The following is an 11,437-nucleotide window of genomic DNA, read 5'->3' as shown; positions in this document are numbered from 1 at the left end:
TCCTACATACTGCTTTCTCTTTAACACAGGAAAACCTTGAACGGCGTTGGACCATCCAAGGTAAATAATAACCATATTATTACATAATAAGGAACTTCTCTAAAACTGCTTTTCATCCTATTTTCTTTTACATCCATTCCTTCTCTTAGACCTATAAAAAACGGAGTAAATGCATCTATCCAATCATTCTCAAAGCACCCAGTAAGGCCCATCATTATAGAACATTTCTTTACATTGAATCCGCTTATGTATGAATTCTCTTGTTTACCTTATTCCACGGCGGGAATATATTTACCAGCGCCCCAATTATGGGAAATGGCTGGTATTTAAAATTAATTATGTGATTGTGGTGTAAACCTTGCTCATAGACCAATACTAAACAAATAAGAAATGAAAATGGGAGATGATGACCTTGGCAGAAACGAAACCGATACCAAAAGAGGATGGAATGGACCATAGCTTGAATTTACTGCGTGAGGGCTACACGTTTATTTTGAATAGACGGCGCGGCTTTAATTCAGATGTTTTTGAGACACATCTTCTCGGGCAGAAGGCAATCTGTATGGGTGGTGCTGAAGCGGCAGAAGTTTTCTATGATGAAAGCAAGTTTATCCGTTCAGGGGCAGCCCCGCAGCGTGTGGTGAAGACATTATTCGGTCAGGGTGGTGTACAGACACTGGATGATGCGGAACACCGTAATCGTAAACAGATGTTCATGTCTGTGATGTCACCACAGGATATTCAAAGGCTTCGCGACATTACAAAAAAACAATGGGACATGGCACTAACAAAGTGGGAACAGATGGAAAAGGTTGTTCTCTATGAGGAGGCACAGGAAATTACTACCCGCATCGCCTGTGAATGGGCTGGTATACTTGTCGCTGAACAGGATGTGAAAACATTATCTAAGGATTTAACGGCTACGTTCGAATCTGCAGCTGCTGTCGGTCCTTCTCATTGGCAAGGTAAGCATGCGCGGAACCAACTGGAAAAATGGCTGATTGTACTCGTGAATGAAATCCGTGTCGGAAAGCTGAAAGTACCGGAACATACTGTGTTCTATAAATTCTCATGGCATACTGACTTGAATGGTGACTTACTGGATGCTGAAACAGTGGCAGTGGAAATCATTAATATTTTGCGGCCGATTGTGGCAATTTCCGTTTATATTGCCTTTGTCGGGCTGGCCATTCACCACTTCCCTGAAGAGGCAGCAAAGGTAAAATCGAGTGACGATGAAACTGCCCAGCGCTTCATCCAGGAAGTTCGGCGCTATTATCCATTCTTCCCAGCCCTTGTAGCACAGGTGCGAGAGGACTTTGTATGGAATGGCTATGAATTTCCGAAGGATACGTTGACTTTGCTCGATGTTTACGGAACAAATCATGACCCTAAAATCTGGAATGAGCCGGATTTATTTAATCCAGACCGTTTTATTGATTGGAAGGGCAGCCCTTTTGGCTTTATTCCACAAGGCGGCGGAGATTACGATATGGGGCACCGCTGTGCAGGTGAATGGGTAACGATCGAAGTCATGAAAATCAGCCTTGATTATTTGGCAAATCACATGAACTATGACGTACCTGAGCAGGACTTGAGCTTCAGCGTTGTCAGTATGCCAAGTATTCCTAACAGCAAGCTGATTGTGACGAATATAAAACGGAAAATGTAATAATGAATAGCCAGCCAACCGCTCGTACGGTTGGCTTTTTTCTGTTCATAGAACTTGATTTTTGTCTCGTATTTTCTTCCCTAAAAAAGCCCGACCGCCTCAACGGCAGCCGGACTCCTCCATTCCTTATAAAGCTTTTCGCAGTAAGTACACAAAATAAGGTGCACCGATCAGCGCAACAATGACTCCTGCCGGAATCGTCGCCTCACTGTATATGACACGTCCAATTGTATCTGCTGCAACTAAAAGAGTCGCACCAACAAACATGGAAATAGGTAGAAAACGTTGATGCTGAACCCCTGCCATCTGCTTGGCGATGTGCGGCGCAATTAAGCCAATAAAGCTTACACTGCCCACTACCGAGACTGCTGAGGCTGCCAGCGCTACTGCCAGTACTAGTAAGATGGCCCGTTCCCTTTTGAAATGAATGCCAAGCCCTTTTCCAACACTATCCTCAAGCCGCATAATATTCAGCCGCTTCGCCTTCCATAAGCTAATCGGGGCGGCAATCAAAATCCAAGGCAGGAGCGCCCATACGTACGGCCAGTCGGCTCCCCACACATTACCTGAAAGCCAGGCAGCAATGAACTGTACATCTGCCCTTTCTGCTGAGGAAATAAGGATTGTCATGAGTCCCGATAAGGCAAATGCAAAGCCAATCCCAATTAACACAAGCTTTACGGGATTTACGCCTGTATGCCTTTCCGTAGCAAAAAAGTAAATTAATCCTGCGGATAAAATTGCACTCATAAAACCAACAAGCGGCAGCATATACGGTTGACTTGCCAATCCCCCGCCGGCATATATGTAGAAGATCGTAATCCCCACTCCTGCACCCGCATTGATGCCAATAATACCCGGGTCTGCAAGATCGTTTCTAGTTAGTGTCTGCAAGATCGCTCCTGATAATGCCAGCGCAATTCCCGCCATCGCTAAAACTGCCAGCCTTGGCAGCCGTACAGAAAAGATCACAAACTCTTCTTTAAACGTACCATCTCCGATAAGTGTCGGGATGATTCTTGTCATAGAAACCGACGATGCGCCGAGTGAAATGGCTAGTATACAAGTTAGCAGGAACACCGTGCTCCAAATGATCACCCACAGTGGAAAGCGTTTTTTATACTTGTTATACAATGTTTCGTCCTCCCTTCTTCACAAGGAATAGGAAGAAAGGCAGTCCAATGATGGCAATAAGCGATACAACCGGTGTTTCAAATGGTGCATTGATAATACGCCCGATAAAATCGGCGAATATCATAAACGCTCCTCCTAAAAGAATCGCCATCGGAATGATTCGCCGATAATCGGAGCCTACCCAGCGCCGAACGATATGCGGAATAATCAGCCCGACAAACGCCAAGTTTCCGATAAGAGCTACTGCAGCACCTGCAAGCAGCACGACTGTCACAAGCAGAACAGGCTTTAGCCACCTCGTATTCTGCCCCAGTCCAATGGCCACTTCCTCGTTTAAGCTCATTATTGTTACTTGCCGACTAAGTGCCAGCGCAATGAACAGCCCGATCATAATAAATGGTACGATGATCAGGGAACTCCAGGTCGTGCCTACTAACCCACCAGCTGTCCACATCGAAACATCCTTTGCTAGATTAGTAAGGAGTGCAATCCCGTCAGCAATCGCCTGAAGAAATAAGGAAACAGCTGCCCCTGCAAGCACAAGCTTAAAGGGTGACATACCCTGCTTATTCGAAGCTCCTATACTATATACAAAAATCATCGCGATACTTGATCCGATAAAACAGGCTGCCATAATTGTCAGATGGGAGGTAACAGGTAAAAAGGCCAGCGCTGCAGCCAAGCCCATGTTGGCACCTGAAGTAAGTCCCAGCAGACCTGGATCCGCCAAAGGGTTTCTTGTCATTCCCTGCATTACCGCTCCTGCTACAGCAAGTGCACTTCCAACAAAAAAGGCTGCGATCACCCGAGGAAATCGAATTTCACGCAGCACTTCATAATATTCTCCACCAGATTGCCCAATGATCGCTTTGAATACATCTGAAAGTGTTGTCTCTGCCGCTCCCAGCCCAAGAGCCATACAGCTGACCGCCGTCAAGGCAGCGGCTGCAAGCATGATCTTCATTGAAAAAGAAAGCTTTTGATATGAAGCATTGATCATTGTTTTGACTCCTAACTATTGAATGGCAGCGAATGCTTCTTCAAACACTTTTAGCTGATGTTCAAGTGAGGATGCATCATTAAAGTAGAAAGTCTTTGCGTCCACTTGGATCAAATGACCGTTTTGAACAGCGCCGATTTTTTTAAACCACTCTTTCTCAAGGAAGGATGTATCCTGTCCTTCACTCACTAAGCTTAGTAGTAAGTAGTCGCCAACATAATCGCCAAGTACTTCCTGAGAAATCGCATAGTACCCAGGCTCTAGTGCTGCTTCCTCTACCACTTTCGGCATCTTCAAGCCCATTGCCTGATACAATATTTCCGTGCCGCGGCCCCATGCATCGCCGAAGACATACATTTGTTTATCGTAGTTTTCTACAACCGTAATCGTCGCATCTTCTCCGATTTTCTCTTTAATTTTCGTTCCAGCTTCAGCCGCACGTTTCTTGAAGTCCTCTACCCAAGCCTTTGCCTCTTCTTCTTTATTCAGCGCTTTACCGATTTCGATATGCTGCTGTAAATAATCGTACTCACCATAGGTAAATAACACAGTCGGTGCAATTTCAGCCAGCTTATCGCCGTTTTCAATATTATCAAAGCCGATGATTAAGTCCGGCTCCAGTTCAATAATTTTTTCGACATCCTCATTAGATACAACTGCTGCATCTTTTAAAGCCTCTTTGAATTGCGGGTTATCCGCTGCCCATGAATCTACCCCTACGATGTTTACCCCAAGCTGGATGACATCCCCTGTATACGCAGCTAGTACAACAACACGCTTAGGATCTGCCGGCACTTCAATTTCTGTTCCATCTGATTTCGTATAAATCACTGTATCGTTTGATGATTTCTCTTTTGCAGTTCCATCGCTGCCTCCTTTTTCCTCTTCATTACCGCACGCTGCTAACGCAAGCAACATTACTGCTACACATAGCCATAGCCATTTTTTCATGTTTTTGATCTCCTTTTAGTAAATGATATGTAATGCAAATTGGTTTTCCTGTTATTGGATCGTTGCCGATAATAGCGTCAATCTGGAATACCTGCCGCAGGACATCCGTCGTTATCACAGATTCAGCCGGTCCAGCTGCAACGACCTCGCCTTTTGATAAAGCGATCATATGATCCGAAAAACGAACAGCGTGATTTAAATCATGCAGTACCATGACGATTGTCCGCCCTTGCTCCCTGTTTAACGTCTGCAGAAGTTCCAACACTTCCAATTGATGAGCCATATCGAGATAGGTTGTCGGTTCATCCAAAAAGATGATTTCTGTATCCTGAGCAAGCGCCATCGCAATCCAAACACGCTGCCGCTGCCCGCCGGATAAGGCATCTACTATCTGATAACGGAAAGCTGCCGTATTCGTTACATCGAGCGCCCAGTCGATTACCTCCTTGTCTTTCTTAGATAAGGAGCCGAACCCTTTTTGGTATGGGAATCGACCGTACGAGACGAGTTCCTCTACTAATAAACCATTATTCGCATCCTGTGTTTGCGGCAAAATGGCCATTTGTCTCGCCAATTGTTTCGTGTCCAGCGTATGGATCTGTTCCCCATCAAGGAATACTGCCCCCTTCTGGTAAGGAATAATCCGGGTCATCGCTTTTAATAGTGTTGATTTCCCGCATCCATTGGCACCAATGATTGTCGTTATTTGTCCGTCTGGTATATCGATGGACAATTGCTCTATAATCTTCCGCTTATCATAGGCAATTTCAATTTCTTGTACTGACAAACGCAAAATTTTCTCACCTCACTTGATAATGATAATCTTTATCATTTATAATAATCAACATATACATGAACTTTGTCAACACAAATTTAAAACAGATAAGAGGGAGAAAATGAATAGTTATGATGTAATTGTTATTGGCGGCGGGCCTGCGGGGCTATATAGTGCGTTTTACAGCGGTCTGCGGAATATGAAAACGAAACTGATTGAATCCCAGCCTTTTCTCGGCGGAAAATTGAATCTTTACCCAGAAAAGATGATCTGGGATGCCGGTGGACAACCTCCAATTTTATGTCAGGACTTTAAACAACAGATCATCCAGCAGGGTCTAACGTTTGAACCGACTATCCTGTTAAATACAAAAGTGGATTTCATTGACCAGGTCGGTGATATTTTTTGCATTACGACAAACGACGGAGAAGTTCATTTTTCAAAATCTGTTATTATGGCAGTCGGCGGCGGCATCATAACACCGCAAAAGCTTCCGTTAGCAGATGCCGAGAAGTTCGAAGTAACGAATCTGCATTATACAGTGAAAAATTTATCCCGTTTTAAAGATCAGCGGATCTTAATATCAGGCGGCGGTAATTCTGCTATTGACTGGGCTGTTGATTTACTTCCGCTTGCAAAGGAAATGACACTTATCTACCGCGGTGACACAATGAAGGCGCATGAAGCACAGGTAGAAAAACTAAAAAAAGCCGGCGTTCGTTTCTGTTACGAGACAACGATTAGCTCCCTCCATCCAGACGCTGCCAGCAGCCGGATTGAGAAAGTACGATTGTCGAATGAAGAGATTATCGAGGTCGACCATGTTTTAATTCACCATGGATATAATCAAGATGCTTCCCTATCCTTTGCTGGACAATGTTCACCAACACTTGTGCACAATTATTACTACGAGGCTGATACTGCCGGAAAAACGTCAGTACCGGGGATTTTTGCAGCGGGCGATATCGCTTCCTATGACGGAAAGGTCAATCTGATCCTTGGAGCTTTCCAGGATGCTGTCAATGCCGTAAATAGCGCGAAACAATGGATTGATCCACAAAGCGAAAAGCATGCAATGGTGTCGTCTCATAATGATCGCTTTGATGAAAAAAATAAACAAATTATTGCGGGTATGTTAGGTATGGAGAAGGTGTAACGTTTTTTCGGCAAGTTTTATACCGGTCACTTTTTTATAACAAAAGAACCTTCAGCTATTGACTAATGATAAAAATTGTGTATAATACAGGGTAATTGCATAAGTTGAATGTTTTCTAGGGTTCCGCAACAATTCAGTTGGACTGGTCCGAGAGAAAACTCACGGCTTACGCTGTGGCACGGAAGGATAAAAGCCTGGGAGATACTGTTTTTAACAGTGTTCTCTCAGGCTTTTTCTTTTTGCCAAAAACATATAAGGGGTGTTCTCGTATGAATACAAACTGGCTAAAGGTTTTTATCGCTGCATTTTTAGAAATCTTTTGGGTAATCGGATTGGCACATGCATATGATTTTTGGACATGGACTGGAACGATTATTACACTCATCATCAGCAATTATTTAATGATTACTGCCGCACAGGTTCTACCGGCTGGTACCGTTTATGCAGTGTTCGTCGGACTTGGTACAGCAGGAACAGTCTTTGCCGAAATCCTCTTCTTTGAAGAGCCCTTTGACTGGCGGAAAATCCTGCTCATTGGCCTTTTATTAGTTGGGGTCATTGGTTTGAAGATGATTACAGAAAACAAAACAGAACAAGGAGCTGAACAGTAATGGCTTGGATTTCATTAATTATCGCAGGATTATTAGAAGCATTCGGTGTTGCAATGATTAACCAGTTAAGCAGAACACGTAACTGGCAAACCCTCCTTCTGCTGGTCTTAGGGTTTGGTTCAAGCCTTTTTCTGCTGGGCTATTCACTGCGAACGCTGCCTATGGGAACAGCCTATGCCATTTGGACGGGTATTGGTGTTGTAGGCGGAGCGATTATTGGCATGATTGTTTATGAAGAAGGGCGAGATTGGAAGCGGATTGTCTTTATTGCCATGATTTTAAGTGCAACAATTGGGTTAAAACTTATCTCTTAAAAGACTCTTTATGAAAATTATCAGCCAGGGAGTATCAAGCATGTTTGATACTCTCTGATTGACATTTTAATTTGCTATTTACTGCTTTTATAAGGAAATTTTTGTAGAACTTTTACCGATTTTGTTCCCTTTTGTATCTTTTGGTGGACTTGTTTTTATCAGATTCTAAATATTCGTAATATTTTTATTAAAATTAATTTAATTTTAATATTTACAAACTATTCATTATAATACAAAATAGTAGTAAGATAGATAAAAGGTTGTCGTTGTATTCCAAATTCATGTACATACCTATGATTGCATCCTCACCGATGCAATACTCTGAACCGCCGCTCTAGAGAGGTGGTTCTCTTTTTTTATTTTTACTAAATCAGTGAACCTTCTTTTCTTTTAACAGGTACACATAGTTCGCAAAAGTGATTGCTGATCATCTCATTGCTATACCTTTCCATGATTGGTTTATGATCTAACTCATAACCGCTATCTTGTAAGCCCTCAAACACCTTTGCCCATGCTTCTTGAATATCCTCCGCTGTATGTTTTACTTTATAGATGAGGTACTCCCCTCCTATCAACTCTCCTTCACTAACTCCTTCTTCAAGCCGAATATCGTGTGGAATGACAATACAAGCATCATATCTGCAATGTTCAGGCCGAGTTACAGCCGGGTGATCCTGTGGAATTCCAAATATGACAGTGTCGTTCATCAGGTCATTTTCCACTGCCCACTTCTTTATCTGCTCCATCGCCTCTTTGTTTTCAGGACCATAAGGACCTACTTGCCGCACATAGGCAATCCGATAATCAGGAATTTTTTCGATCTTCAATTTACCTGCTCCTTTTCCCTTTATGATGTCTACACTTTTCATGCTAGTTGATTATAAAATGATTTTCCAATACTTTTTTTATAATGAAAGGTCAAATTTTCTCGTAACAGACCATTTGCTTCTATCCCACTGCTTTCACTAGGCTGTGGACAACTTTGCAATTATATCCCATAGAAAAAAGGCAGGTACAGTACCCGCCTTTTTCTACTCACTCATTTCATTCTACCTGTTCATAATGATTCAGCAGTTTGTTGATCAGATTCAATTGCAGTTCATATTGATGCACAACATTTTGCAGCACCATTTCCGTCACGGTGTCTACCTCGATATGCTTCCGTTTTTCTTCCATACCCGCCTGCTGTTTATTGAGCTGTTCTTCTAATAGAACCTGCTGTTGTTTCAGGGAATTGATAATATCATCCGTTTTAGCATATTGTACAAAGCTCAGTCCGGTATAAAGACCGCTGGGTAAGTGGACAGAGGGTTCCTGTAACGATGCTGGGAGCAATTTATCAAATTCTTGTTCTCCCGCCTGTGTAATTTTATAAATGGCCTTTGAGCGATTGCCGGTCTGTTCAATAGAATCAATCTCGACAAGCCCTTCCTTCTCCATCTTTTTCAATGCATGGTATACAGAGCCCGGTAGTATTCCTGCCCACGCATCCGCCTCGCTTTTCACTAATAACTGATGAATTTCATACCCTGACATTGCTTCTGTTTTCAGTAAGCCAAGCACCATTAACCTTGTCATTATCCACCACTCCAACATTTACTATTCAATATTGAATATGATTGTAGCATGAAAGGTGGTTAACCGTACAGATTAGGAAGCAAGCTTCTCTTTTCTGCTACCCTCTTCTGGACTGCTTTCCCATTTAAAGGTTAAAAGTGAGAGAAATAATGTAAGTACTAAATAGACAAACGGTACACCAAAACCGAACAATAGCATGTTGCTCTCACCAAGCATTAACCCGCTCAGTGCCTTAACATAATGCTCAAACGGTAACAGCTTCCCGATTACTGCCACCCAATTCGGTGCACTGTCCAGTCTGTAGAATGCCTCACTCATAAATATCATTGGAATTTGAAGTAAATTAGAAAACATACTAATCTGTGCCTCGTTACGTGCAAAGTTGCTGATGACGAAACCAATACTTGTAAAGCAAAGGGAACCGATGACAAGAAGTACAAACGTTATGAAAGCAACAAGAATTGTTACATCAATACTAAATACTATGATGCCTGTAGCCCATACGGCTATATTTATCAGTACACCAACAAATGTCCGTGCCAGCACCATAATAGAAATAAATGTAAAGAGCGGCACCGGTGTCAGCTTCAATTGCTTATAAACTCCGCTATTTCGCTGTCCATGCACTTGAAAGGCAATGCCTTGCATCCCCCAAAATATTGTACTAATAGCGGTTACTCCTGCTACAATCTGTACCTGCTGATCTTCATGGTTAAAGTAAAACCCTAATCCAATCATTAAACCAATTGGAAACGCTAAAGAATAAAATAATGTTATCCTGTCACGTAAAGATGTAATAAGCATAGATTTAAAGATGATTGAAAACATGCTTTTCCCCTCCCGTTGTCAGCTTCAGATATAGTTCTTCCAGCCTTGAGACCTGATGCATCTTGCAGAGGTCTTCAGGCTTACCTTCTGCTATGATACGCCCATCATCAATCATAACAACACGCGTTGCCAGCTTATCCACTTCATCCATATCATGCGAGGTGAAAACAATTGTCGTCCCATTTAAGTATAATTGTCTTATCAGTTCATGAATCTCCTGGCGTGAGTGAGGATCAAGGGCGGCTGTTGGTTCATCTAAAAATAGCAGTTCCGGATTATGAATGACAGCAATGGCAATAGCTAACTTTTTTTGCTGACCACCCGATAGGTTTACAGCTTCCACATTTTTAGCATCAAATAACCCGCACATCGCAAGGATGTTTTCTACCTGTTTATTCGTCAGAACCTTTTTATAAAAAGCACCGAATAGCTTTACATTTTCAGAAGCTGTCAGTCCAGAAAAAAAAGCAGTTGCCTGGAGCTGCACGCCCATTCTTTCCTTATATCTGTGATGCCAGTAGCTAATCTCTCCTGCGTCTGCCTGTCGGAGTCCAACCAGCATTTCAAGTGTAGTAGACTTTCCCGCACCATTTGGACCGATAACCGCCAGAATTTCTTTCGCTCGTATATCTAAATCAATCGATTTGACGACCTTTTTCTTTTTGTAAGCCTTCTGGATGTCCCTTGCTTGAATAAACAATTCCTTTTCCCCCTTTATCAAAATCAATAGTCAACGTTGACTATTTACCGTTGATCAAATCATATGCAATTAAGTAATAAATGTAAAGGCATTTTTAAAATTTTCCTTTACTTTTTTATTTATTCATTTCTCCTACTCTTTCAAATTGTCCATTTTATTCCTAATCTTTATAATAGATACAAATACAAGAGTTATTTAAATAGAAAACGAAAAGAGGGATTGAATGAATATTCGCTTAGCAACAGCAGAAGATATAGACCAGCTCATTCGCATGCGTTGGGATTTTACACTAGAAGACTATCCTGAAATGGTACAGAACGCCAATGGGTACACGTCATTTGAAAAGGAATGCCGGGAGTTTCTAGTACAGGCGATTGCTGGTGAACGCTGGCATATATGGATTGCCGAAAAGGACGGTCAGGTCGTTTCACATATGTATATCGAGCTGATCGAAAAGGTGCCAAGACCCGGCCGAATCACCTGCCCGTTTGCTTATATGACAAATGTCTACACGATTCCAGAATGGCGGGGAAAGGGCGTTGGCGGTAAGCTGTTGTCACAGATCAATACGTGGGTAAAGGACAATCACTATGAATTTGTCATCGTTTGGCCAAGCGATGAAGGAACGGAATTTTATAAGCGGCATGGCTACACACAATGCCAAGATCCTTTGGAATTTGTTCCTTCTTAAATCCGTTCTGCGGTATTCAGAGGAAAA

Annotated in this window: 13 protein-coding genes and 1 riboswitch; of the genes, 5 read left to right on the top strand and 8 right to left on the bottom strand. The window is 42.5% G+C overall.

Going from position 1 to position 11,437, the window contains the following annotated elements:
* Positions 1-412: 412 nt before the first annotated feature.
* Positions 413-1,672, top strand: coding sequence for a cytochrome P450 (locus tag AA0Y26_RS08555; protein WP_413366894.1), 1,260 nt, complete (start codon positions 413-415; stop codon positions 1,670-1,672).
* Between the two features lie 126 nt (positions 1,673-1,798).
* Here the strand turns inward: AA0Y26_RS08555 and AA0Y26_RS08550 are convergent, their stop codons facing one another.
* From AA0Y26_RS08550 to AA0Y26_RS08535, 4 genes are read right to left on the bottom strand one after another with little or no spacing between them, the layout of a single operon-like run.
* Positions 1,799-2,806 carry a FecCD family ABC transporter permease gene (locus AA0Y26_RS08550; protein ID WP_413366891.1) on the bottom strand — a complete coding sequence of 336 codons (1,008 nt, stop codon included), beginning with the start codon at positions 2,804-2,806 and terminating at the stop codon, positions 1,799-1,801.
* Entirely contained in the window at positions 2,799-3,806 is a 1,008-nt protein-coding gene (locus AA0Y26_RS08545) for a FecCD family ABC transporter permease (protein WP_413366889.1), read from the bottom strand. Before AA0Y26_RS08545 ends, AA0Y26_RS08550 begins: the two co-directional genes overlap by 8 nt.
* Before the next feature lie 15 nt (positions 3,807-3,821).
* On the bottom strand, positions 3,822-4,757 hold the full coding sequence (locus AA0Y26_RS08540) for an iron-hydroxamate ABC transporter substrate-binding protein (RefSeq protein ID WP_413366887.1): 936 nt from the start codon (positions 4,755-4,757) through the stop codon (positions 3,822-3,824).
* The gene (locus AA0Y26_RS08535; protein ID WP_413368117.1) at positions 4,696-5,553 is read right to left on the bottom strand and encodes an ABC transporter ATP-binding protein; all 858 of its coding nucleotides are present in this window, start codon (positions 5,551-5,553) and stop codon (positions 4,696-4,698) included. The genes AA0Y26_RS08540 and AA0Y26_RS08535 overlap by 62 nt, the downstream gene beginning before the upstream one ends.
* A gap of 100 nt (positions 5,554-5,653) precedes the next feature.
* Here AA0Y26_RS08535 and AA0Y26_RS08530 point away from each other — a divergent pair, with 100 nt between their 5' ends.
* The 3 genes from AA0Y26_RS08530 (at position 5,654) to AA0Y26_RS08520 (ending at position 7,613) form a co-directional block, all read left to right on the top strand.
* Positions 5,654-6,688, top strand: a complete 1,035-nt coding sequence (locus AA0Y26_RS08530; RefSeq protein WP_413366885.1) for an NAD(P)/FAD-dependent oxidoreductase — start codon at positions 5,654-5,656, stop codon at positions 6,686-6,688.
* A gap of 104 nt (positions 6,689-6,792) precedes the next feature.
* Positions 6,793-6,891: riboswitch (guanidine-I (ykkC/yxkD leader) on the top strand.
* A gap of 66 nt (positions 6,892-6,957) precedes the next feature.
* Positions 6,958-7,299 (top strand): DMT family transporter, encoded by a 342-nt coding sequence (locus AA0Y26_RS08525; protein ID WP_413366883.1) that lies wholly within the window; start codon positions 6,958-6,960, stop codon positions 7,297-7,299.
* Complete coding sequence (locus AA0Y26_RS08520; protein WP_413366882.1) at positions 7,299-7,613, top strand: DMT family transporter; 315 nt, start codon at positions 7,299-7,301, stop codon at positions 7,611-7,613. The genes AA0Y26_RS08525 and AA0Y26_RS08520 overlap by 1 nt, the downstream gene beginning before the upstream one ends.
* A 365-nt stretch (positions 7,614-7,978) precedes the next feature.
* Here AA0Y26_RS08520 and AA0Y26_RS08515 read toward each other — a convergent pair whose 3' ends face one another.
* From AA0Y26_RS08515 to AA0Y26_RS08500, 4 genes are all read right to left on the bottom strand, one after another.
* A complete protein-coding gene (locus AA0Y26_RS08515; RefSeq protein WP_413366880.1) occupies positions 7,979-8,482 on the bottom strand; it encodes an AraC family transcriptional regulator in 504 nt (167 codons plus the stop codon).
* 175 nt (positions 8,483-8,657) lie between these two features.
* Positions 8,658-9,191 (bottom strand): PadR family transcriptional regulator, encoded by a 534-nt coding sequence (locus tag AA0Y26_RS08510; protein ID WP_413366879.1) that lies wholly within the window; start codon positions 9,189-9,191, stop codon positions 8,658-8,660.
* A 72-nt stretch (positions 9,192-9,263) separates the two neighbouring features.
* Complete coding sequence (locus AA0Y26_RS08505) at positions 9,264-10,019, bottom strand: ABC transporter permease (RefSeq protein ID WP_413366877.1); 756 nt, start codon at positions 10,017-10,019, stop codon at positions 9,264-9,266.
* Positions 10,000-10,719: an ABC transporter ATP-binding protein gene (locus AA0Y26_RS08500; RefSeq protein WP_413366876.1), complete on the bottom strand. Its 720-nt coding sequence runs from the start codon at positions 10,717-10,719 to the stop codon at positions 10,000-10,002. Before AA0Y26_RS08500 ends, AA0Y26_RS08505 begins: the two co-directional genes overlap by 20 nt.
* Positions 10,720-10,942: 223 nt before the next feature.
* Here AA0Y26_RS08500 and AA0Y26_RS08495 point away from each other — a divergent pair, with 223 nt between their 5' ends.
* Positions 10,943-11,410 (top strand): GNAT family N-acetyltransferase, encoded by a 468-nt coding sequence (locus AA0Y26_RS08495; RefSeq protein WP_413366874.1) that lies wholly within the window; start codon positions 10,943-10,945, stop codon positions 11,408-11,410.
* Positions 11,411-11,437 lie beyond the last annotated feature (27 nt).

Source organism: Lysinibacillus canaveralius (genome assembly GCF_047301505.1).
Classification (GTDB): domain Bacteria; phylum Bacillota; class Bacilli; order Bacillales_A; family Planococcaceae; genus Lysinibacillus_B.
Note: the sequence above shows the minus strand (reverse complement) of the source record. Positions and strands in the feature narration are given on the sequence as shown.

What these genes read in the sequence shown, in the direction of transcription:
- AA0Y26_RS08545 (WP_413366889.1), bottom strand. Translation starts at nt 3,806, where the DNA reads ATGATCAATGCTTCATATCAAAAGCTTTCTTTTTCAATGAAGATCATG.
- AA0Y26_RS08540 (WP_413366887.1), bottom strand. Translation starts at nt 4,757, where the DNA reads ATGAAAAAATGGCTATGGCTATGTGTAGCAGTAATGTTGCTTGCGTTA.
- AA0Y26_RS08530 (WP_413366885.1), top strand. Translation starts at nt 5,654, where the DNA reads ATGAATAGTTATGATGTAATTGTTATTGGCGGCGGGCCTGCGGGGCTA.
- AA0Y26_RS08525 (WP_413366883.1), top strand. Translation starts at nt 6,958, where the DNA reads ATGAATACAAACTGGCTAAAGGTTTTTATCGCTGCATTTTTAGAAATC.
- AA0Y26_RS08520 (WP_413366882.1), top strand. Translation starts at nt 7,299, where the DNA reads ATGGCTTGGATTTCATTAATTATCGCAGGATTATTAGAAGCATTCGGT.
- AA0Y26_RS08515 (WP_413366880.1), bottom strand. Translation starts at nt 8,482, where the DNA reads ATGAAAAGTGTAGACATCATAAAGGGAAAAGGAGCAGGTAAATTGAAG.
- AA0Y26_RS08510 (WP_413366879.1), bottom strand. Translation starts at nt 9,191, where the DNA reads ATGACAAGGTTAATGGTGCTTGGCTTACTGAAAACAGAAGCAATGTCA.
- AA0Y26_RS08505 (WP_413366877.1), bottom strand. Translation starts at nt 10,019, where the DNA reads ATGTTTTCAATCATCTTTAAATCTATGCTTATTACATCTTTACGTGAC.
- AA0Y26_RS08495 (WP_413366874.1), top strand. Translation starts at nt 10,943, where the DNA reads ATGAATATTCGCTTAGCAACAGCAGAAGATATAGACCAGCTCATTCGC.